Origin of the sequence: Duganella guangzhouensis, from assembly GCF_009674535.1 — a bacterium.
Classification (GTDB): domain Bacteria; phylum Pseudomonadota; class Gammaproteobacteria; order Burkholderiales; family Burkholderiaceae_D; genus Rugamonas; species Rugamonas guangzhouensis.
Map to the genome: position 1 here is coordinate 234574 of NZ_WKJK01000003.1, position 22040 is coordinate 256613.

At 64.7% G+C, this 22040-nt stretch carries 16 protein-coding genes; 13 read left to right on the top strand and 3 right to left on the bottom strand.

Going from position 1 to position 22040, the window contains the following annotated elements; all coding sequences use genetic code 11:
* Nucleotides 1-29: 29 nt before the first annotated feature.
* Both GJ699_RS07040 and GJ699_RS07045 read left to right on the top strand, forming a co-directional pair.
* Nucleotides 30-2708: a bifunctional acetate--CoA ligase family protein/GNAT family N-acetyltransferase gene (locus GJ699_RS07040; protein WP_154374503.1), complete on the top strand. Its 2679-nt coding sequence runs from the start codon at nt 30-32 to the stop codon at nt 2706-2708.
* A gap of 111 nt (nt 2709-2819) precedes the next feature.
* Complete coding sequence (locus GJ699_RS07045; RefSeq protein WP_154374505.1) at nt 2820-5021, top strand: putative bifunctional diguanylate cyclase/phosphodiesterase; 2202 nt, start codon at nt 2820-2822, stop codon at nt 5019-5021.
* Nucleotides 5022-5049: 28 nt separating this feature from the next.
* Here the strand turns inward: GJ699_RS07045 and GJ699_RS07050 are convergent, their stop codons facing one another.
* Nucleotides 5050-7077 (bottom strand): hypothetical protein, encoded by a 2028-nt coding sequence (locus GJ699_RS07050; RefSeq protein ID WP_154374507.1) that lies wholly within the window; start codon nt 7075-7077, stop codon nt 5050-5052.
* A 91-nt stretch (nt 7078-7168) separates the two neighbouring features.
* Here GJ699_RS07050 and GJ699_RS07055 point away from each other — a divergent pair, with 91 nt between their 5' ends.
* A complete protein-coding gene (locus GJ699_RS07055) occupies nt 7169-7849 on the top strand; it encodes a Fe2+-dependent dioxygenase (protein ID WP_154374509.1) in 681 nt (226 codons plus the stop codon).
* Here GJ699_RS07055 and GJ699_RS07060 read toward each other — a convergent pair whose 3' ends face one another.
* A complete protein-coding gene (locus tag GJ699_RS07060) occupies nt 7850-8917 on the bottom strand; it encodes a LacI family DNA-binding transcriptional regulator (protein ID WP_154374511.1) in 1068 nt (355 codons plus the stop codon).
* A gap of 197 nt (nt 8918-9114) precedes the next feature.
* On the opposite strand from GJ699_RS07060, the gene kduI reads away from it, so the two are divergent.
* The 10 genes from kduI (at nt 9115) to GJ699_RS07110 (ending at nt 21087) form a co-directional block, all read left to right on the top strand.
* Complete coding sequence (gene kduI, locus GJ699_RS07065) at nt 9115-9963, top strand: 5-dehydro-4-deoxy-D-glucuronate isomerase (RefSeq protein WP_154374513.1); 849 nt, start codon at nt 9115-9117, stop codon at nt 9961-9963.
* A 9-nt stretch (nt 9964-9972) separates the two neighbouring features.
* On the top strand, nt 9973-10728 hold the full coding sequence (gene kduD / locus GJ699_RS07070) for a 2-dehydro-3-deoxy-D-gluconate 5-dehydrogenase KduD (protein WP_154374515.1): 756 nt from the start codon (nt 9973-9975) through the stop codon (nt 10726-10728).
* Nucleotides 10713-11750 (top strand): sugar kinase, encoded by a 1038-nt coding sequence (locus GJ699_RS07075; RefSeq protein ID WP_154374517.1) that lies wholly within the window; start codon nt 10713-10715, stop codon nt 11748-11750. The genes kduD and GJ699_RS07075 overlap by 16 nt, the downstream gene beginning before the upstream one ends.
* Entirely contained in the window at nt 11737-12819 is a 1083-nt protein-coding gene (locus tag GJ699_RS07080) for an aldose epimerase family protein (protein WP_154374519.1), read from the top strand. The genes GJ699_RS07075 and GJ699_RS07080 overlap by 14 nt, the downstream gene beginning before the upstream one ends.
* The gene (locus tag GJ699_RS07085; protein WP_154374521.1) at nt 12816-14030 is read left to right on the top strand and encodes an AGE family epimerase/isomerase; all 1215 of its coding nucleotides are present in this window, start codon (nt 12816-12818) and stop codon (nt 14028-14030) included. Before GJ699_RS07080 ends, GJ699_RS07085 begins: the two co-directional genes overlap by 4 nt.
* A complete protein-coding gene (locus GJ699_RS07090; RefSeq protein ID WP_154374522.1) occupies nt 14027-14977 on the top strand; it encodes a carbohydrate kinase family protein in 951 nt (316 codons plus the stop codon). The genes GJ699_RS07085 and GJ699_RS07090 overlap by 4 nt, the downstream gene beginning before the upstream one ends.
* Nucleotides 14965-16848, top strand: a complete 1884-nt coding sequence (locus GJ699_RS07095; protein WP_154374525.1) for a glycoside hydrolase family 97 protein — start codon at nt 14965-14967, stop codon at nt 16846-16848. Before GJ699_RS07090 ends, GJ699_RS07095 begins: the two co-directional genes overlap by 13 nt.
* A gap of 97 nt (nt 16849-16945) precedes the next feature.
* Entirely contained in the window at nt 16946-18190 is a 1245-nt protein-coding gene (locus GJ699_RS07100; protein ID WP_154374527.1) for an oligosaccharide MFS transporter, read from the top strand.
* A 9-nt stretch (nt 18191-18199) separates the two neighbouring features.
* Nucleotides 18200-19402, top strand: coding sequence for a glycoside hydrolase family 88 protein (locus tag GJ699_RS07105; protein WP_154374529.1), 1203 nt, complete (start codon nt 18200-18202; stop codon nt 19400-19402).
* Nucleotides 19399-21087 carry a glycoside hydrolase family 43 protein gene (locus GJ699_RS07110; protein ID WP_371867479.1) on the top strand — a complete coding sequence of 563 codons (1689 nt, stop codon included), beginning with the start codon at nt 19399-19401 and terminating at the stop codon, nt 21085-21087. Before GJ699_RS07105 ends, GJ699_RS07110 begins: the two co-directional genes overlap by 4 nt.
* A 71-nt stretch (nt 21088-21158) precedes the next feature.
* Here the strand turns inward: GJ699_RS07110 and GJ699_RS07115 are convergent, their stop codons facing one another.
* Nucleotides 21159-21977 carry a WD40 repeat domain-containing protein gene (locus tag GJ699_RS07115; protein WP_154374531.1) on the bottom strand — a complete coding sequence of 273 codons (819 nt, stop codon included), beginning with the start codon at nt 21975-21977 and terminating at the stop codon, nt 21159-21161.
* Nucleotides 21978-22040 lie beyond the last annotated feature (63 nt).

Sequence of the window (22040 nt, forward strand, 5' to 3'; positions counted from 1 at the left end):
CCTGACCTTACTGTCGAGAAAATAAAGTCATGGATCAGCATTACCTTGCGCCCCTGTTCGCCCCCAAATCCATCGTGGTGTTTGCCGGCCCGCCGGACCGGCCGCAAGACCAGACCACGCAGGGCCGCGCGCTATGCTCCCAATTGCGCGATGGCGGCTACAACGGCGCCCTGACCTTCCTCGACGTCAGCATGACCGGCACCCTGGCCGACCTGGTGCAGTCGCGCGCCGACCTGGCGCTGATCGCGCTGCCGCATGAGGAACTGGCGTTCGCGCTGGAGGTGGCTGGCCGCATCCAGTGCAAATCGGCGTTGATCGTGTCGACCGGCGTGGCGCCGGCGCTGGCCAATGAGCTGCACGCCATCGCCCGCAAACACGGTATGTATCTGCTCGGTCCCAACAGTCTTGGCTTCCAGCGTCCGCGCCTGCAGTTGAACGCCGGCGTGACCGGCCGGCTGGCACAAAGCGGCAGCCTGGCGCTGATCTCGCAATCCGGGGCGCTGACCTCGGCCATCCTGGACTGGGCCGGTACCAACGCGGTCGGCCTGTCGGCGGTGGTTTCGCTCGGCCCCAACACGGCGGTGGACCTGGCGCAGACGCTGGACTTCCTGGCCACCGATCCGGCCACCGAAAGCATCGTCATTTATATGGAAGGGATTACCGATGCCCGCCGCTTCCTGTCGGCGCTGCGTCTGACGGCCAACACCAAGCCGGTGGTCATCATCAAATCCGGCAACGCGGCGGCGGCTTCGCGCGCGGCCGCCACCCACTCCGGCACCATGATCGGCAGCGATGAAGTGTTTGACGCCGCGCTGCGGCGGACCGGCGCGGTGCGGGTCAACACCTTTGTGCAGCTGTTCTCGGCCGCCAAATGCCTGGCCTCGCGCTACCGGCCGGTGGGACCGCGCCTGGCCATCATCAGCAACGGCGGCGGTCCCGGCGTGCTGGCCGCCGACTGGCTGGGTACTCTCGGGCTGCAACTGAGCCAACCCGGCGCCGACGCCGCGCTCGCACTGGCGGGTGAGCTGCCGCCCCATGCAACCTTGACCGACCTGCTCGACCTGTCGGAGGAAGCCAGCGGCCAGCACTACGCCGCCGCCATCCGCGCCTGCGCGCAAGACCCCAATGTCGACGGCCTGCTGGTGATCTACTCGCCCAAACTGGATGGCGATCCGGTCGCGGTGGCGCAAGGGGTGCTGGATGCCGCCAAGGGATTGGGCAAGCCGCTGCTGGCCTGCTGGATGGGCGACGAGCGGGTGGCGCCGGCGCGCAAGCTGATCGCGCAAGCCGGCCTGGCCAACTTCCGCACGCCGGAAGCGGCGGTGGATGGCTTCAGCAATATCGCCGCCTTTTATCAGAACCAGCAACTGCTGCAGCAAACCCCGCCGCCGCTGTCGCAACTGGCCAAGCCGGACCTGGAAGGCGCACGCCGGCTGGTGGAAAGCGTGCTGGCCGAGCGCCGCAGCGTGCTGACCGAAATGGAATCGAAGGCGCTGCTGGCGGCCTTCCACATTCCGATCACCGCCACCATGCCGGCGCGCAGCGGCGCCGAGGCGCTGCTGATCGCGGCGCAACTGGGCTATCCGGTGGCGCTGAAAATCGACTCGCCCGACATCAGCCACAAATCCGAAGTCCAGGGCGTGGTGCTGGACATCGCCGACGCCACCGCGCTCAGCGCCGCCTACGGCGACATGCTGGCCAATGTGCGCCGCCTGCAGCCGGACGCGCGCATCAACGGCGTAACGGTGCAGCGCATGGCCGGCAAGCGCGATGGCCGCGAGCTGTATATCGGCGTCGCCAGCGATCCGCTGTTTGGGCCGGTGATCGGCTTCGGCGCCGGCGGCACCATGGTGGAGCTGATCAACGACCGCGCGGTCGAGCTGCCGCCGCTGAATCAATTCCTGGCGCAGCGCCTGATTTCGCGCGCGCGCGTCGCCAGCACGCTGGGCGAATGGCGCGGCGCGCCGGCCGCCGACCTGCAGGCGATCGAACACATCCTGCTGCGCGTGTCCGAGATGGTGTGCGAGCTGCCGCAACTGCGCGAGCTGGATATCAACCCGCTGATCGTCGACCGCGCTGGCGTGCTGGCGGTGGATGCGCGCGTGGTGGTGGGCGCCGCGCCGCCATCGGCACAGCGCTACGACCAACTGGCCATCATGCCGTATCCGTCCACCACCACCAGCGTGTGGCCGATGCGCGGCGGCGGCGAATACAAGCTGCGGCCGGTGCAGCCGACCGACGCCGAGATGCTGCAGTCGCTGGTGCGCGGCCTGACCGAGCAATCGCGCTACAACCGCTTCGCCTCCTCGCTGCGCGAGCTGTCGGTGCCGATGCTGGCGCGTTACACGCTGATTGACTACGACCGCGAAATGGCGCTGGTGGCGGTGCTGACCAACCGCGTGGCCGACGACGATGGCAGCTTCACCGAGACCGAGCAAATCATCGGCGTCTCGCGCTACATCGCCAATCCGGACCGCAGCAGCTGCGAATTCTCGCTGCTGGTGGACGACAAATTCAGCGGCCAAGGCCTGGGCACGCGGCTGATGCTGGAGATTATGGAGGTGGCGCGCGACAAGGGACTGAGCGAAATCGTCGGCTTGGTGCTGCGCAAGAACCGGCCGATGCTGAAACTGATGACCAGCCTGGGCTTCCAGATCCGCCCTTACGACGACGATCCCGAGTTCCAGCTGTGCAGCAAAGCACTGTGAAGTGCTTGGAAGAACTTGATCTTGCGCATTTATAAGTAAAACTACGCAGCATAGACTGGTGCCCAGCGCGGCGCGCCTTCGCGCGCCGGCCAACCTGGAGCACCAGCCCGCATGCCAGCAGATCCCCGCGCCCTGGACCACAGCGCAGACGCCATGATGCCCACCGAGGAGCAAATCCGGCAGCGCCTGCGGTTCCTTGAAATCAGCGCGGAGGATGTGGCGCTGCTGCGGCAAATCCATGCCACCTTGCTGCCACGCCTGCCACCGGTGATCGCCGCTTTTTACCGCCATCTGCAATCGGTGCCGGCGCTGCGGCCGCTGCTGGCCGATCCGGTGGTGCTGGACCGCCTGCACCAGCTACAGGGTGCCTACTTCCATTCGCTGACCGCCGGCGAGTATGACGCCGACTACGTGCGCCACCGGCTACGCGTCGGCCTCGCCCATCAGCGCATCGGCCTGGCGCCGGAATGGTATATCGGCGCCTATCGAAAATACCTGGGCGACCTGGCACCGGTGCTGGCCGAGCTGCTGCACGACCGCCCGCAGCTATTCCTGCCCACCTACGGCGCGCTGATGAAAATCGCCTGCTTCGACATGGGCCTGGCGCTGGACACCTACATCCAGGCCGGCCGCCAGCAACTGCGCGACAGCGAGACCCGCTTCCGTGCCGCCTTCGGCCAGGCCGCCGTGGGCCTGGCGCAGCTGTCGGCGGATGGCCGCTGGTTGCGCGTCAACCGCAAACTGCTCGACATCGTCGGCTACACCGAAGCCGAGCTGCTGGCCATGCACGTGTGGGATCTGGTCACACCGGAAGACTGGCAGATCGATGGTCCGCTGCTGCAGGCGCTGGCCAACGGCGAGCTGGAATCAACCTCGCGCGAAAAGCGCTACTTGTGCCGTAACGGCCAGCGCGTGTGGGTCAAAGCCACGGTGACGGCGATGAAGCTGGATACCGACCATGCCGCCACGCTGGTCGCGGTGATCGAGGACATCTCGCAGCGCAAGCAGTTCGAGGAAGAGCTGATGCACCTGGCGCGCCATGATGCCCTCACCGGCCTGGCCAACCGCACCTTGCTGCTGGACCGGGTGGCGCAGGCCATCGCGCAGGCGCGCCGCAGCGGCGCCCAGGTGGCGATGCTGTTCCTCGATCTGGACCGCTTCAAGACCATCAACGATAGCCTCGGCCACGATGCCGGCGACCGCGTGGTGATCGAAGTCGGCCGGCGTCTGAAACAGGCGGTGCGCGACGCCGACACCGTGGCGCGTCTGGGTGGCGACGAATTCGTGGTACTGCTGGCCGAACTGCCCAGCGAGCATATCGCTGCCGCGCTGGCGCAGAAGGTCCTGAGCGCGCTGTTCAAACCTATGCTAATCCACGGCCACGAGCTGGCGCCGGCCTGCAGCATCGGCATCAGCCTGTATCCACGCGACGGCGCCGACGGCAAGACGCTGCTGAAGAACGCCGACGCCGCCATGTACCAGGCCAAGGCCCAGGGACGCGGCAACTACCAGTTTTATTCGGAAGAGATGAACGCGCGCACGCTGGATCGCCTGACGCTGGAGAGTGGCCTGCGGCACGCCATCGAACGCGGCGAGCTACAGCTGATGTACCAGCCGCAGATCGACCTGGCCAGCGGCGCGGTGATCGGCGCCGAAGCGCTGCTGCGCTGGCGTCAAGGCGGCGGCCAGCTGGTGATGCCGGACGCCTTCATCGCCATCGCCGAGGAAACCGGTTTGATCGTGCCGATCGGCGAATGGGTGCTGCGCACCGCCTGCGCCCAGCACGTGGCCTGGCAGCGCGCCGGCCTGCCCGAGCTGCGGGTGGCGGTCAACCTGTCGGCGCGCCAGTTCCGTCAGCCCGGCATGGACGCCATGGTGGCGCGGGTACTGGCGGAAACCGGCTGCCACGCCAGCGCGCTGGAACTGGAGATCACCGAATCGGTACTCATGGATCGCCCGGACAGCGCCGCGCAAACGCTGCAGCGCCTGAGCGAAATGGGCGTGCTGCTGGCGATCGACGATTTCGGCACCGGCTATTCCAGCCTGTCCTACCTGAAGCGTTTCCCCATCAACGCGCTGAAGATAGACCGCTCCTTCGTGCGCGACATCCCGGCCGATGCCGACGATAGCGCCATCGCCGGCGCCGTCATCGCGCTGGCGCACAGCATGGGGCTGACGGTGGTGGCGGAAGGCGTGGAAACGCCGCAGCAGCGCGACTTCCTGCGCCAGCTGCATTGCGATCAGGCGCAGGGCTATCTGTTCAGCGAACCGGTCAGCGCCGCCACCCTGGCCGGCATGCTCCGCCGCGCTTGATCTGCGACATTTTGTTTACCCCCGAGGTCTAGTCAACACCGTCGACTTCAACCAGGCTGTCGGCGAAGCTGCATGTCGTCAATTGTGCTTCCAGCTCGGTCTGCGGCGGCACATTGATCTCGCACGCACAATACGTGCCTTCGAAGTCGGTGCTGTCAAATCCCTTCAGCTTATAGACAGCCGACCTCAAGAAGCTGGTATAAAACTCGGTTTTCGGCGATTTCGTCAAGGTGGCAATCACGGCATCGGCCAGCGACTCGCCGGCACCGATCCGGACCGGTGCCATCAGGGTAACCTCTTCCGTACCGCGCATCACACCAAAGTAAGTCCCACCCGAACCTATCAAATTCAATAACGTGTCCCAATGACTGTAGCGCAGGCCGCTACTGTCATAGCCGTCGCGCAGACAGGAGTTGGTGAGTACCAGGCCAAACACTCTGTTAATCTTGCTGCCTTCGGGGCGATCTTTGTCCCAGCCATCGATCTGGCTCAGGTCTTCGGCCAACACCGCACACTTGGCTTTGCACTGTCCAGCCTTTTGTTCAAGCCGTCCTTCCGTGTCATGGAATTCATACGCTTCGGCCGGCGACGGAATCGAGGCAATTTCGATGACAAAGGCGGTGTCGTCCACCACGATCAGCATATCGATTTCTTCATCCGGCTTCAGCGGCGGCTCCAGTCCGGCGCCCACAAAACGGATGCGCTCGCGGTATGGGCCGCGCCGGATCGCATCCAGCATGCCTTGCTCCAGCAGCTTTTCGTTAGCGGTTCCCTTTTTGCCGAACGCAGCCTTCAGCTTAGGATCGGCTTTGGCCCAGGCGCTCAAGACTCTGGCGTGATGGATGCCCTGCAACGGCCACCATAACAGCGCGACATCGTCGCCGCTCCGTAATAGTGGTTTGTCCCACAGCGTCGCGCTTCTGGCCGCCGTAAAACAGAAAAAATCGAGGCACTCGGCCGCCTTGTCAGCCGACAGCTGAACACAGCGCTTGAGCGCGTCCAGCACTTCTTCGCGCTTGAGGCAGCTTTCCAGTATGACCGTCAATTCCGCATCGCCCACAGTAGCCTCCCTGGCGCGAGCCAACATCATGAGCTGGCTGGCCATCAACGCCAGTTCGCCCCACACCACCAGCATTTCAGCAATGCTGAGACCTACTGCCGGATGTATCTTCTGGATAAAGCCGCTAAGTGCCGCATCCTGCAGGATATTGCTTTCGCTGCGCGATGCCAATAAGGCATTACGGTCCGGCTCTGGAATCTGAAATGCTGGCACCGCACGCACAGCCAAGCGCCCATCTTCCAAGGTAATATGTGGCAAGAACACGCCGGGATGATGACCATCGTCACGGGTTTTCTTGAAATTTTCGATGTTTCTAGCAAGGAGAGCAGGCCGCCGTACCAGGTCCACCGTGGCGCGCTGCGCCAGATCGCTGCAACTGTCGTCTACCGCATAGTTGCCTGTGTTCGGATCGACCAATACCTCCGCCTGCCACCAGATCACCGCATTCCATACACGCTGGATGGACAGGCTGTGTTGGGCCAGCGCCATAAAATGATCGATGCCAGCACGGATGTCCACGGCCTCATTTGCTTCCGCCTCCATTTTCCCCAGTCCGGCGGTATGCCGCAACAACTTGAGGCTATTACAGATGCTGTCCACTGTCGCCTCCATCGGCACCTGCAAAGCGTGCTCATTGCCGGCGGCATCGACAAAGCACTTTAATTCAAGCATCCGCTCGCCGGAGATGGCATCTTCTTCGCTAACCGCTTTTCCCCAACTGTCGAAGGCCATGCGCTGTACCTCGTTCACGCGCCGTGAAAAGTGCGGCACTAGTGCATCAATCGTCCGAAACCGCAGTTGCGACGCCAGATGATCCACACTGTTCTGTATCCGTCCAGCTTGCTGACCCAGCACCAAGCCAAGCAGGTAGACATGATCATCACGGACAGAACCATCTCGCTCGACCTGATAGGCATTGTTCCAGGCATCGGTTTTAAAACCGAATCCGGTCGGATTGGGCAGCGTGCCGGCTCTGATGGTTTGCACAAAACTCATACGGATATCCTTCTCAATACTCTTGACCTGCGACATTTTAAAAAAAATGCGGCCATCCTACACTGTTCCTTTTGGGTAGGAGAGATACACCATGATGCTGCACATACCCGGCATCCTGACGCCGGATCAGGTGGCAACCATGCGCGCTAAACTGGCTGGCGCCGACTGGGTCGACGGCCGTGCCACCGTCGGCAACCAGGGCGCGCAGGTCAAGCGCAACCAGCAGTTGGCCGAGGGCTCGCCGCTGGCCAGTGATCTCGGCAAAGTGGTGCTGGATGCGCTGTATCGCAGCCCGCTGTTTTTTTCGGCCGCGCTGCCGCTGCGTACTTGCCCGCCGCTGTTCAACAGCTATTCGGGCGGCGGCACCTATGGTAACCATGTCGACGGCGCGATGCGTCGTGTGCATCCCGGCGGCCAATGGCTGCGCACCGACGTTTCGTCGACGCTGTTCCTGACCGATCCCGATGAATACGAAGGCGGCGAGTTGGTTGTCGAAGACACCTACGGTACGCACGAAGTCAAGCTGCCGGCCGGTGACCTGATCGTCTACCCGTCGACCAGCATTCACCGCGTGGAACCGGTCACGCGCGGCGCGCGCGTCTGCTCATTCTTCTGGACCCAGAGCATGATCCGCGACGATGGCCGGCGCGGCATGCTGTTTGATCTGGACCGCAATATCCAGGCGCTGCGCGCCCGCCTCGGCGACTGCGAAGAACTGGTCAATCTCACAGGCCACTATCACAATCTGCTGCGGCAGTGGAGCGAGGCTTAGTCAGGCATCGAGCGTAGTGGATTCGCGCACTTCCAGCGTGTACGGCATCAAGTGGTGCTTGAGCGTGGGCGCGTGGCCCGAGCGCTTTTCCTTCACTTGCTCGACCACCAGCTCCACTGCGGCCCGGCCCATATCACCGATCGGCTGGTGAATCGTGGTCAGCTCAGGCCACACGGTCACCGCCACCGGCGTATCGTCGAAACCGGCGATGGCGAGATCTTCGGGCACTTGCAAATGCATGCCATGCGCGACCGCGATCGCCGCAGCCGCCATATCGTCGTTACTGGCGAAGATGGCGGTTGGCCGCACCTTCTGCGACAACAGCTCGCGCGCCGCCAGCAGGCCCGATCGGTAGGTGAACATGCCCTGTGCTATGCGCTCGGCCGGCACCTGCAGCCCTTCCTCGTGCATGGTGTCGATGAACGCCTGGTAGCGCAACTGCGCAGGCGTATGCTCAGGGTCGCCCTTGATGAAGGCGATGTCGCGATGGCCGATCGACAGCAGGTATTTGGTCATCGAGCGCGCGCCGTCATAGTCGTCGATGCGCACGGCGGAAGCCTGCGGCGATGGTTTAGCGGTGGCCACCGCCACCGTCGGCATGCCGATTTCCTTCAAGTGCTTGAGCGCCGAGCGCGAGTCGCACAGCGGCGGCGGAATCAGCACGCCATCCGCGCCTTTGGCGATCAGGCGTTCGATGGCCTTGCGCTGGGTTTTCAGGTCTTCGCAGTGCTCCAGTATCAGCTCGGCGCCGCTGCGGCTGCACTGGCCCATGGCGCCGACCAGGAAGGCGCTGAGGAAGGCCGCGCTGGGATTGCTGTACAACAGACCGACCCGCAAAGTCCCCACCCGCGCCGCGCGCGCGGCGACGTTCACTTTGTAACCCAGCTCCTCGATGGCCCGCATCACCTTCTCGCGGGTCTTTTCGCTGACGTGGGCGTTATCGTTGATAACCCGCGACACCGTCATGCCCGACACTTTGGCGCGTTCAGCGACATCGTACAACGTGACACCGGTGGCAGGACGTACGACCTCGTCCGGGCTGGCGGCTGGTTTTGGAGCTCGTGGCATAGGTGAATCCATGTTATCGATTAAATTTTTTGTCATCCTACCTGAGATACGCCAACTCGGCAAAAAAACCTGAAGTTTTCCTACATACCCGCCACATCTGGCCCGCTTGCCCTGCCCCGCATATTTTTGATCTTTGCATTTTTTAAAAAACCTCTGCTAGAATGTGATCGATAACACGAACATTGGAGACCACCACGATGTACGACCACACCTACTACGCCACCCATCCGGACATGATGGCGCAGGCCAGCAACGACGACCTGCGGCGCCGCTACCTGATCGGTAACCTGTTCCAGCCGGAGCGCGTAACCCTGAATTACAGCCATGATGAGCGCTTTGTCATCGGCGGCGCGCTGCCGCTGCGCGAGACGCTGGAACTGCCGCCGCAACCGGCAACGCCGGGAGAAGCGTCCGCGCCCTTCCTGGTGCGGCGCGAGCTGGGCCTCATCAACGTCGGTGCCGGCAGCGGCTGGGTGACGGTTGACGGCGCACGCATCGAACTGGCGCCGCGCGACGGCTTGTACATCCCCATGGGCAGCGCAGCGGTCAGCTTTAGCTCCGATGATGCCGCCAATCCCGCCCGCTTCTACCTGGCCTCCACGCCGGCTCACGCCCGCTATGAACTGAAGAAAATCACCCACGCCACCGCCGTGCCGCTGGAGCGCGGTAGCCTGGAGACCTCGAACGCACGCATCATTTACCAGTACGTGATACCGGGCGTGTGCCAGTCGGCGCAACTGCTGCTCGGCCTCACCGAGCTAAAAACCGGCAGCGTGTGGAACACCATGCCGCCGCATCTGCACGAGCGCCGCTCCGAGGTTTACTTTTACTTCAATGTCGCGCCGGAACAGCGCATCTTCCACTTCATGGGCCAACCCGACGCCGCGCGCCACATCGTGGTGGAGAACGAACAGGCGGTGCTGTCGCCGCCTTGGTCGATCCACATGGGTTCCGGCACCGCCAATTACGCCTTCATCTGGGCCATGGGTGGCGAAAACCTCGACTACACCGACATGAAGGTGTTGGACATCTGCCAGCTCAAATAAGAGGCAAGCATGCACAATTTGTTTAACCTGAGCGGCCAGGTGGCGCTGGTCACCGGCGCCAACACGGGCCTGGGACAAGCCATCGCCATCGCCCTGGCGCAGGCCGGCGCCGACATTGTGGCGGCCGGCCGCAGCGCGCCCACCGATACCGAAACCGCGGTGCGCGCCAACGGCCGCCGCTTCCATGCGGTGCAGGCCGACCTGGGGCAGCATGCGCAGCTGGCGGGGGTGGTGGAACAGGCGGTGGGCGCCATGGGCCGGCTCGACATCCTGGTCAACAACGCCGGCATCATCCACCGCGCCGATGCCGTTGACGTCACCGAAGAGGATTGGGACGCGGTGGTCGACACCAATCTGAAGTCCATGTTCTTCCTGTCGCAGGCGGCGGCCCGTCACATGCTGGCCAACGGAGGCGGCAAGATCATCAACGTCGCCTCGCTGCTGTCGTTCCAGGGCGGCATCCGCGTGCCAGCCTACGCCGCCAGCAAAAGCGGCGTGGCCGGCCTGACGCACGCACTGGCCAATGAATGGGCGGCGCGCGGCATCAACGTCAACGCCATCGCGCCAGGCTACTTCGCCACCAATAACACCGCCGCGCTACGCCAGGATGCGGTGCGCGAACCGCAGATCCTGGCCCGCATTCCGGCCGGACGCTGGGGCCAGCCGTCCGACCTGAATGGCGCCGCCGTGTTCCTGGCCAGCGCCGCCAGCGATTACGTGCACGGCGTGGTGCTGCCGGTGGACGGCGGATGGCTGGCACGATGACGCTGTTCGCCCCCTCATCCGGCGCCGTGGTCTGTTACGGTGAACTGCTGCTGCGCATGGCCGCGCCGCGCGGCGAGCAACTGCTACAGCGGCCCGCGCTGGAAGTCTGCGTCGGCGGCGCCGAGGCCAATGTCGCGGTCTCACTGGCGCGGCTGGGCCACGCGGCGCGCTTCGTCGGCACTGTGCCGGATCATGCGCTGGGCTGGCATGCGCGCGACGTGCTGCGTGGTCACGGTGTGAATACCGATACGATCAGCGCGGACCAAGGCCGTATGGGCCTGTACTTCCTGATGCCGGGCGCCGTATTGCGCCCGTCGGAAGTGCTGTATGACCGCGCCGGTTCCGCCTTCGCGTTGCGCAGCGCCGCCGACTACGACTGGAACGCCGCGCTGGACGGCGCCGCGTGGCTGCACGTTTCCGGCGTCAGCCCCGCTGTCAGCGCCGAAGCCGGCCAGGCCACACTGGACGCGGTACGTCATGCGCGCCGGCTCGGCGTGCGCGTATCGTTCGATGGCAATTACCGCGCCAGCCTGTGGGCCGCGCGCGGCGAGGATGGCGCGGCACTGCTGACGCAAATCGTCGCCCAGGCCGACCTGGCATTCATCGATCAGCGCGACATCGCCCTGCTACTGCGCGCTCCACAGTTGGCGCATGGCGAGCGCGCATCCGCCATCCGCGCCGCATTTGACGCCTGGCCGCAACTCAACGCCATCGCCGCCACCAGCCGCTCGCAACTCAGCGTGGAGCGCCACCAACTGGGCGCGACGCTGCATACCCGCGACGGCGAAACGGCCACGGCGCCGCCGCGCCAACTGGCCGACATCGTCGACCGCATCGGCACCGGCGACGCTTTCGCCGCCGCTCTGCTGCACGGCATACTGCGCGACTGGCGCGCGGCCGACTGTATCCGCTTCGCGCTAGCCGCCGCCTGTTCCAAACATAGCATTGCGGGCGACATGCACCCGCTGTCAGAGGCACAAATTCTCGCCACAATGGAAGGCTCGCTGGATGTCCGCCGCTGAACACCGACTCCCCTACACGCCGCAGGTGTGGCGCCTGGACTGGGCCCACGGCAGCGCCGAAGTGCAGGCGCTGGGCGGCATGCTCGGCCCCCTGCACTTCCGGCTCGACGCCGAACGCGATCTGCAAGTGATGCACGTCGCGCCCTGGGCCGGCACCACCGACTCGCTTGGCCTGCCCGGCGTGCTGCGGCGCCTGCGCGGCGAATGGCCCTGCGTGCCGTTCGGCCGCACCGATCTGCCGCCCGACCTTCCGCCCGGCTGGACTTCGCTGGCGCCGGAGGACGACTGGTCGCACGGTTACAGCTCCAATCACCGCTGGAGCTGCGAGCACGCCAGCGCCGAGCGTCTGTGCCTGGCTATCGACTATCCGGACGATTCGCCGGTGGCGCGCATCGAACGCCATCTGCGGGTGGTGCCGGACGCGCCCGCGCTGGACATGGAACTGGTGATCCTGCCGCGCCGCAGCCTGCGCCTGCCGGCCGGGTTGCATCCCACCTTCCGCCTACCGCATCCGAGTGGCCGGGTGCAGCTGGAACTGGGCCGGCATGACGGCATCTACAGCTACCCAAGCCGCAGCGCCGGCGCCATCAGCCGGCTACGGCCCGACGTGCGCTCCGAACGGCTGGATGCGCTGGCCGGCCTGCATGGCGCGCTGGATCTGAGCCACCTGCCGCTGAGCGAGGCCGGCGAAGAGCTGCTGCAGGTGCGCGCGCTGGCCGCCGCGCCGGACGCCGCCCCATTCAGCCTGCACTACCTCGATTACGGCGCGCGGGTCGGCATGTGGTGGGACACCAGCCAGTTCCCCGACCTGATGCTGTGGTTCAGTAATCGCGGCCGTCCCGAATTCCCCTGGCAAGGGCGGCACGTAGCGTTGGGCGCGGAACCGCTCAACAGCGTGTTTGACCTGAGCCGGGTGGCGCGCCCGCCGGCCGGACATCCGTTGGCCGACCGTCTCGGCATCGTACTGCGGGCCGGCCAGCCGTGGCGCACCCGTTACCGCATCGCCGCCTGGAGCGGCGCCCTGCCAGCCACGCTGGCGCCCACACTAACAGACTGGAATCCGCTATGACGCCCAATTTCCGAGCTCCTGAATTCCTGCTAAAGCACGTCGCGCAAACGATGCGCTTCTACCACCCGCGCTGCATCGACAACAGCGGCGGCTTCTATCACTTCTTCAAGGACGATGGCGAGATCTATGACCGCGCTACGCGCCATCTGGTCAGCAGCACCCGCTTCGTCTTCAACTACGCCACCGCGTACCGCGAATTCGGCGACGAACAGTACCTGACCGCCGTGCGCCACGGCGTGGCCTTCCTGCGCGACGTGCATCGCGATCCCGCCACCGGCGGCTACGCCTGGCAACTGCACTGGGACGGCGAGCGTAAAACTGTCACCGATGGCGACAACCACTGCTACGGCCTGGCCTTCGTGCTGCTGGCCTACGCCCAGGCGCTGGCGACCGGCGTGCCGGAAGCGCGCGCCTGGATGGCCGAGACCTACGACCTGATGGAACAACGGTTCTGGCAAGCAGACCACGGCCTGTACGCAGACCAGGCCAGTGCCGACTGGAGCACGCTGCTGCCGTATCGCGGCCAGAACGCCAACATGCATGCCTGCGAAGCACTGATCACGGCATGGGAAGCCAGCGGCGAGCGTCACTACCTGCTGCGCGCCGAAACGCTGGCGCACAACATCACGGTACGTCAGGCCGCACTGGCCGGCGGCCGCATCTGGGAGCACTACCATGCCGACTGGCGCGTCAACTGGGACTACAACCGCGATGACAAAACCAATATCTTCCGCCCTTGGGGCTACCAGCCCGGCCACTTCACCGAGTGGGCCAAGCTGCTGCTGCAACTGGAGCGCCACCGCGCGCAACTGGCGCAGCCAGCGGATTGGCTGCTGCCGCGCGCCAGCGCGCTGTTCGACGATGCGCTGGCCCACTCGTGGGATGAGGCCAACGGCGGCATGGCCTACGGCTTCGGTCCCGACGACCGCGTTTGCGATGGCGATAAATACTTCTGGGTACAGGCTGAATCGCTAGCGGCGGCGGCGGTGCTGGCGCTGCGCACCAACGAGGAACGCTACTGGCGCTGGTACGAAAAACTGTGGCAATACAGCTGGACCCACATGGTGGACCACCAGCACGGCGCCTGGTATCGCATCCTGGGACCGGACAACCGCAAGCTCACCGACGAAAAGAGCCCGGCCGGGAAGACCGATTATCACACCATGGGTGCCTGCCACGAAGTGCTGCGCGTCCTGAGGAGCGCCGCATGAACACCCTGCCGCATTTCGTCTCCGCTGGCGAAGCGCTGACCGACATGGTGCGCACCGGCCCAGATCAGTGGACCAGTCTGACCGGCGGCGCCGGCCTGAATGTGGCGCGCGCGATGGCGCGGCTGGAGGTGCCGAGCGCCTTTGCCGGCGCCATCTCGAACGACGTGTTTGGCCAGGCGCTGCAACTGAGCGCCCAGCAAGCCGGCCTCGATCCGCGCTTCCTGCAATTGAACGACCAGCCGCCGTTGCTGGCCATCGTCCACGAAACCGCGCCGCCCGACTACTTCTTCATCGGCGAGAACAGCGCCGACCTGCAGTTCTCGCCATGGCAGTTGCCGTCCGGGTGGGAGCGCGAAGTACGCTGGGTTCATTTCGGTGGCATCAGCCTGGCGCGCCCACCGCTGGCCGATCGCCTGCAGGCGCTGGCAGCCACACTCAAAACGCAGGGCGTGCGGATCAGCTACGATCCAAACTTCCGCAAGCTGATGGACCACCGTTACGATAACGCGCTGCATACCATGGCCGCGCTGGCGGACGTTATCAAGGTCTCGGACGAAGACCTGCGAGGACTGTTCCGCACCGACGACACGCGCGGCGCGCTGGCACATCTGCGGGCGCTAAATCCCGCCGCCGACATCCTGCTGACACTGGGCGCGGACGGTGCCGAATTCCACAGCGGCGCGCAGGCATGGCATGCCAGCCCGCCGCCAGTGACGGTGGCTGATACCATAGGCGCCGGCGACGCCAGCATCTGCGCGCTGTTGTACAGCATGATGCATCGGCCGCAGGCCAGCGGCATCGGCCACCTGCGTCTTGCCGTCGCAGCTGGTGCCGCCGCCTGCTGCCATTCCGGCGCCACGCCGCCCACTTTAAGCCAGATCGAGGCGCTGGCGCCTCTGGTTCATGTTCGAGTATTGGAAGAAGGAAGCCAACCATGCGTCATCTGATCGCGCTACTCTGTCTGCTGGCCTGCGGCCTGACGTCCGCCGCCGCATTGCAGGAGCGCCTCACCTCCCCCGACGGCAAGATCGTCCTGACCGTCATGCAGAAGACCGACAGCGCCGGCAAGCGCGCCCTGTACTACAACGTCAGCTACAGCGGAGAAACCGTGATCCGCGACTCGCTGCTGGAACTGCGGCTGGATAATCATCTGTCCGAAAGCGCGATGGCACTGCCGGTCGACCGTCATCCGCGCTGGTTCGAAAACCTGGCCGTCACCGGCGTGCGCCGCGACAGTCATGACAGCAGCTGGAAGCCGGTCACCGGCGAAAGCGCCAGCATCCGCGACCACTACCAGGCCATGACGGTGGATCTGGTCAAGGACGATAATCCGGTCTACAAGCTGTCGGTCGAAGCGCGCGCCTACAATGAAGGCGTGGCGCTGCGCTTCGCCTTCCCCGAAAACGAGAAAGGCAGTTATTACCGCATCACCGGCGAGGACACCGAATTCGCGCTGCCGGCCGGCACCCGCGCCTGGTATCACGGCTGGGCGCAAGCGCCATACAAGCTGCTGCCGCTGCGCGACTGGCCCGATCAGTCGGAGCGCCCGCTGACGCTGGAGCTGCCGAGCGGCCTGCAAGTGGCGCTGCTGGAGGCGCAGATGGTCGACTACGCCCGCACCAAGTTCAAACTGAGCGCCGACAAGCCAGACACGCTGGTCACCGCCATGCATGATGCGGCCGACCTGATCTCGCCGTTCGCCACGCCGTGGCGCGGCATCATGATCGCGCGCACGCCGGGCCAACTGGTGGAGAACAATCACTTCATCCTCAACCTGAACCCGCCGGCACGCATTGCCGACAGCGCGTGGATCAAGCCGGGCAAGATCATGCGCGTGATGACCCAGACCACCGCCGCCGCCAAGGCCAATATCGATTTCGCCGCCCGCCACAAGCTGGAATACATTCTGTTCGACTGGAAGTGGTATGGCCCGGCGTTCTCCTTCGATTCCGATGCCACCAAAGTCGCGATTCCGGATTTTGACCTGCCGGCCATCATCGCCTACGGCAAGCAGCACGGCGTCGGCGTCTGGCTGTACGTGAACCAGCAGGCGCTGTTGACGCAATCCGATACGCTGTTCCAGACTTACCGCGACTGGGGCGTCAAAGGCGTCAAGTTCGGTTTCGTGCAGGTCGGTTCGCACCGCTGGACCACCTGGATCGAGAAAGCGATTCAGCAAGCCGCCGCCGCCGGCATCATGGTCAACATCCACGACGACTGGCGCCCCACCGGCGAGCAGCGCACCTGGCCCAATTTGATGACGTCCGAGGGCATACGCGGCAACGAGGAAATGCCGGATGCGACCCACAACACGGTGCTGCCGTTCACCCGCTACCTGGCCGGCGCCGCCGATTACACCATCTGCTACTACGACCCGCGCATCAAGACCACTCACGCCCACCAACTGGCGCTGGCCGTGATCTATTACAGCCCACTGCAAACGCTGTACTGGTACGACAAGCCTGAGCTGTCGCGGGATGAGCCTGAACTGGCGTTCTGGGACCGCATCCCCACCGTGTGGGATGAAACCCGCGTGCTGGATGGCGCGCCGGGGCGCAACGTCACCATCGCCCGCCGCAGCGGTCAGGATTGGTATGTCGGCGCCATCACCAACAACGAGGCGCGCAGCGTGCGGCTCAAGCTGGACTTCCTGCCGGCCGGACGCCGCTACCAGGCCACCATCTACGCCGACGATGCCAGCGCCGCCACCCGCACCAAGGTCGGCATCCGCACCCAAAGCGTGGACGCCGCCAGCGTGCTGACGCTGGCCATGCCGGCATCCGGCGGCCAGGCGCTGTGGCTTCAACCTGTGCCCTGAGGCGGACGGCCCGCCTGAAATTTCTTGACAGGCGGGCCACATCACGCTAAGTTATCGATAACAACTACAAACAAAGGCATCTGGAGACAATCACGCCATGACCAGCAAGCAGTCCCACTTCCGCTTCTTGTGCACTTTTGTGTACGTTTATTTCTTCGCCCAGGCCATGAGCATGTCGCTGCTGGCGCTGTGGCTGCGCTCCACGCTGCAGTTGTCCGGCACCGAGACCGGCATCGTCTTCTCGGCCAACTTCATCGCAGCCATGTGCTCGCAGCCGGTGTACGGCTACCTGTCCGACAAAGTCGGCATGCGCAAGCACGTGCTGTGGGCGGTCGGCCTGATGTGCATGTTGTCCGGCCTGTTCCTGGTCTACGTCTACGGCCCGCTGCTGAAGACCCATATCCTGGCCGGCGCCGCGCTGGGCGGCATCTACCTCGGCATTACCTTCATTGCCGGCAGCTATGCGATCGAATCCTATGTCGACCGCATCGGCCGCGCCTACGGTTTCGAATACAGCCGCGTGAGGCTGTGGGGATCGCTGGGCTTTGCCAGCGCCGCCTTCCTCACCGGCCGCTTGTACAACGTCGACCCGCACATCAACTTCATACTGGCCTCCTGCGCCGGCCTGCTGCTGGTCTTGATGCTGGCCCTGTGGCGTTTGCCGGAACACGACACCGTGGCCGCCGCCGGCGCCAAGTTGCGCCTGGCGGATGCTGTGGCGCTGCTGCGCGACCCGGCGTTCTGGCGCTTCATGGCCTTCGTGCTTACCGTGACCAATATCTACCTGGTCTACGACCAGCAGTTCCCAAGCTATTTCGCCTCGCAGTTCGCCGACAAGGCCACCGGCGCCGCCATGTTCGGCTATCTGAATTCGCTGCAGATTTTTGTCGAAGCGGCCGGCCTGTTCGTCTCGCCGCTGCTGGTGCGCCGCATCGGTGCCAAGAACGGCCTGCTGCTAGCCGGCTCCATCATGATCGTGCGGATTGCCGGTTCCGGTCTGGCGGTCGGTCCGGTGTCGATTTCCGCCATGAAGATGCTGCACTCGTTCGAGCTGCCGATTCTGGTGGTGTCGATCTTCCGCTATATCGCCCACCACTTCGACAACAGGCTGGCATCCACCGTCTACATGGTCGGTGTCAGTTTCGGGCACTCACTGGGACTGGCCCTGCTGTCGCCACTGGTCGGCAAAGCGTATGACCTGATCGGTTTCAACCACACTTACCTGCTGCTGGCCGCCATTGGCGCCGGTTGCCTGATCTGCTCCGCTTTCGCCCTGTCGCCAACGCCACCCGAAGTCAAGCCGGCGGCACCGGTGGGCGAAGCGGCCAACGCCAGCCTTTAAGGATTATTCATGCAAGCTGTGTTACACCCTGCCCTGCCGGAACCTCTGCAAACCGCGCGCCTGCCGCACGCCTGGCGCCAGCTGCCAGAACGCGCCCGCATCGATCGCGCCATCAGCGACGCGCTGGCGGCCGTTGAGCGCAACGTCGCCCATTTTGGCACCCGCTTCCCAACACCGTCCAGCACCGGCGGCATCTATGGGACGATGGACAATACCGAATGGACCAACGGTTTCTGGACCGGCATGCTGTGGCTGTCCTATGAGCTGAGCGGCGGCCATCAGTTCCGCGCCACCGCCGAAGCGCACGTGGCCAGCTTCGACCTGCGCCAGCGCGAACGCATCGCCATCAATCATCATGATCTGGGCTTTCTTTACAGCCTGTCGTGCGTGGCCGGCTACAAGCTGACCGGCAGCGAACAGGCGCGCGAGGCGGCGCTGGGCGCGGCGCGCCTGCTGCTGGAGCGCTACTATCCGAACGCCGGCATCATCCAGGCGTGGGGAGACCTGAACGATCCGGCCCAACGCGGCCGCATGATTATCGACTGTAACCTGAATCTGCCGCTGCTGTATTGGGCCAGCGACATCAGCGGCGACCTGCGCTTCCGCGATGCCGCCAACCACCACATCGAACAGGCGGCGCGCCACATCGTCCGCGCCGACGGTTCCACTTACCACACCTTCTTCTTCGATGCGGACAACGGCCAGCCGCGCGAAGGCAAGACGCATCAGGGTTACAGCGATGACTCGTGCTGGGCGCGTGGCCAGGCATGGGGCATCTCCGGCTTTCCGCTGGTGTCGCGCCACAACGGCGACACCCGCTTGCTGGATCTCGGCAAGGTGCTGGCCAATTACTACCTGAACCGCCTGCCGGCGGATGGCATCTGCTATTGGGATCTGATCTTCACTTCCGGCGTGGAGCAGCGCGACAGCTCGGCCGCCGCCGTCGCCGCCTGCGGCCTGCTGGAACTGGCCAGCCGCCTGCCGCTGTTCGATCCGCTGCGCGCCGAGTACGAACGCGCCGCCGCCGGCATGGTGATCACACTGTCGGAACAGTACTTCAATCACGACGGTGCCCCTGGCTCCGGCCTGCTGCGCCACGCCGTCTACCACAAGCCGAATCGCATCGGCATCGACGAATCCTGCATCTGGGGCGACTACTTCTATCTTGAAGCGCTGACGCGCCTTAGCAGCATCTGGGAGCCATACTGGTGAGCGCCGTACGCCATCCGCGCCTGCCAGCGGCACCGACGCTGGCCATGGCACTGACCATGACGCTGCTGTGCGGCGCGCCTGGCGCGACAGCAGCAGCCAGCGCCGCCGCGCCGCAAACGCCAACGTCCAATGCCCCCTGGCTGGCGGATCTGGGTGACGGCCGCTATCGCAATCCGGTCCTGCACGCCGACTACTCGGACCCTGACGCCATCCGCGTTGGCGACCGCTTCTACATGACCGCCTCCAGCTTCAGCAACCTGCCCGGCCTGCCGCTGCTGGAATCGCAGGATCTGGTCAACTGGACGCTGGTCGGCCACGCGCTGCCAGCCCTGCAACCGCAAGAGATCTTCGCCGCGCCGCAATACGGCAAGGGCGTATGGGCACCGTGCCTGCGCTATCACAACGGCCGCTATTACATCTTCTACCCCGATCCGGATCGCGGCATCTACGTCATCGAAGCCGACAACTTCCGCGGCCCATGGAGCGCACCACGTTTGCTGCTGGCCGGCCGTGGCCTGATCGATCCGGCGCCGTTCTGGGACGACGACGGCCAGGCATGGCTAACCCACGCCTGGGCCTTCAGCCGCGCCGGCAAGAACAACATCATCACACTGCGCCACATGGACGCCGGCGCCACCCGCATGCTGGACGACCAGGGCAAGGACATCATCAACGGCGCCGATTATCCCGGCTACCACACAGTCGAAGGTCCCAAAGTCTACAAAGCCAACGGCTACTACTACGTATTCGCGCCGGCCGGCGGCGTCGAACAAGGCTGGCAAGCGGTGTTCCGCTCGCACTCCCTGGCCGGTCCCTATGAAGTACGCAAGGTCATGGACCAGGGCGACACGCCGATCAACGGCCCGCACCAGGGCGCATGGGTCAGTGCCCCGGATGGGCGCGACTGGTTCCTGCACTTCCAGGACAAAGGCGCCTACGGCCGCGTGATCCATCTGCAGCCGATGCAGTGGCGGGACGGCTGGCCGCTGATCGGTCAACCATCGCGCCAACCTGGCGTGGGCGAACCTGTGATCACCTACGTCAAGCCGGTGCAGGGTAAACCATTGGCCGCGCCAGCCACCAGCGATGACTTCAGCGCGCCGCAACTGGGCCTGCAATGGCAATGGGGCGCCAATCCGCAGCCGGGCTGGTATTCGTTGAGCGCCAAACCGGGTACGCTGCGCCTGTACACCCAATCGCTGGCCGACGCCGATGACTATGTGCGCGCCTCGCCGGCGATCCTGACGCAGAAAGCTCCCGCCTCGCGCTTCCTGGTCACCACCCGCGTGCGGCTGGAGCAAGCGCGCGATGGCGACCGCGCCGGTTTAATCGTCAACGGCATGCAGTACGCGTGGCTGGGACTACGCCACAAGGATGGCATCACCGCGCTGGCATGGACTATCTGCGGCCCGTTCGGCCCGCGCTGCAAGGAGCAGTCGATGGTGGTGCTGGAGCCGGCGCCGCAAGAACTCACGCTGCGCGCGTACATGAACGAAGGCGCTTTCGTCAACTTCTCCTACAGCGTGGATGGCCAAACCTTCAAGCCGGTCGGATCCCCCTTCCCCGTCACGCGCGGCACCTGGGTTGGCGCGCAGATTGGCCTGTTCGGCGCGGGCCGGCAACCGGGGTCCTGGCTGGATGTGCAGCATTTCGACCTGACAGCGCCTGGCGCCGGTCCTTACTGAGTTTCGCTCGTGTCCATCTCCCGGACACGCTCCAGTTGCCCGGACGGGGGTTACCCTGTCCGGGATTTTTTTTACACCAGCAGCAAACCTTGCAGCGAAGAGATGCGCTGCGGCGCCGACCATGTTGCCACCAACTGACGCGCGCTATCGAACCGCAGCAGCTGCGCCCCCTTGTGGCCATTGTCCGGTCCATGGCCCTGCCAGTTCGCCACCAGCATCTGGCCATCCGGCAGGAAGGCATAGGTGGCGTAGAAGAACGGCGCCACGCTGGCCGGCAACGCATCCTTGCCGCCAAAGCGCTGCACCAACTGGCCATCCGCATCGAATACCGCGATAAAAGCGCCATAGCCGGCGGAGACGATGGTGCCACCATCCGCCAGCCGCTCCGCCTTCCAGGCGTGCTCGAAACCGGGCGCGGTAAATCGCCGCAATTCCATCAGCTCCGGCGTGGTTTCTTTGATGTGGTCATTGGTGCATAGCAGATAAGTGCCTTGCGGCGTTACGCGCATCAGGCGCACGTAATCACCTTCGCGGTACGCCGTGTGCAGCACGTCGCCCGCCGCATCCAGCGTCAGCACATTGACGCCGCCGCGTCCATCGAGATTCATGCCGGTGACCAGCGTGGCACCATCTGCGCGCCGAGTAACGGCGGTGACGTCCTTCCAGCGGCGGCAATCGGTCAGCACGCGGCCGCTGCGCCACTCCAGTTCAAAGTAGCCGTGATCGTAGCCGACCAGCACCCGCTCGTCGTCCAGCCGCTGCATGTCGCGCGCCAGCGGATAATCAGCCAGGTCCAGCGTCCACGCGAATTCGCCGCTGCGGGTGTCGATCAGATGCAGTCGCTGCAAGCCCTCGTCGATGCCGAGGAAGTGTACGTCGATATCAGCCATATTCAATTCTTTCGAGATTAGAAAAATAAAAACCGCAATCCAGGCGCTGTACCCGGATTGCGG

Coding starts and splice junctions, on each gene's coding strand:
- GJ699_RS07040 (WP_154374503.1), top strand. CDS start 30: ATGGATCAGCATTACCTTGCGCCCCTGTTCGCCCCCAAATCCATCGTG.
- GJ699_RS07045 (WP_154374505.1), top strand. CDS start 2,820: ATGCCAGCAGATCCCCGCGCCCTGGACCACAGCGCAGACGCCATGATG.
- GJ699_RS07050 (WP_154374507.1), bottom strand. CDS start 7,077: ATGAGTTTTGTGCAAACCATCAGAGCCGGCACGCTGCCCAATCCGACC.
- GJ699_RS07055 (WP_154374509.1), top strand. CDS start 7,169: ATGATGCTGCACATACCCGGCATCCTGACGCCGGATCAGGTGGCAACC.
- GJ699_RS07060 (WP_154374511.1), bottom strand. CDS start 8,917: ATGCCACGAGCTCCAAAACCAGCCGCCAGCCCGGACGAGGTCGTACGT.
- kduI (WP_154374513.1), top strand. CDS start 9,115: ATGTACGACCACACCTACTACGCCACCCATCCGGACATGATGGCGCAG.
- kduD (WP_154374515.1), top strand. CDS start 9,973: ATGCACAATTTGTTTAACCTGAGCGGCCAGGTGGCGCTGGTCACCGGC.
- GJ699_RS07075 (WP_154374517.1), top strand. CDS start 10,713: ATGGCTGGCACGATGACGCTGTTCGCCCCCTCATCCGGCGCCGTGGTC.
- GJ699_RS07080 (WP_154374519.1), top strand. CDS start 11,737: ATGTCCGCCGCTGAACACCGACTCCCCTACACGCCGCAGGTGTGGCGC.
- GJ699_RS07085 (WP_154374521.1), top strand. CDS start 12,816: ATGACGCCCAATTTCCGAGCTCCTGAATTCCTGCTAAAGCACGTCGCG.
- GJ699_RS07090 (WP_154374522.1), top strand. CDS start 14,027: ATGAACACCCTGCCGCATTTCGTCTCCGCTGGCGAAGCGCTGACCGAC.
- GJ699_RS07095 (WP_154374525.1), top strand. CDS start 14,965: ATGCGTCATCTGATCGCGCTACTCTGTCTGCTGGCCTGCGGCCTGACG.
- GJ699_RS07100 (WP_154374527.1), top strand. CDS start 16,946: ATGACCAGCAAGCAGTCCCACTTCCGCTTCTTGTGCACTTTTGTGTAC.
- GJ699_RS07105 (WP_154374529.1), top strand. CDS start 18,200: ATGCAAGCTGTGTTACACCCTGCCCTGCCGGAACCTCTGCAAACCGCG.
- GJ699_RS07115 (WP_154374531.1), bottom strand. CDS start 21,977: ATGGCTGATATCGACGTACACTTCCTCGGCATCGACGAGGGCTTGCAG.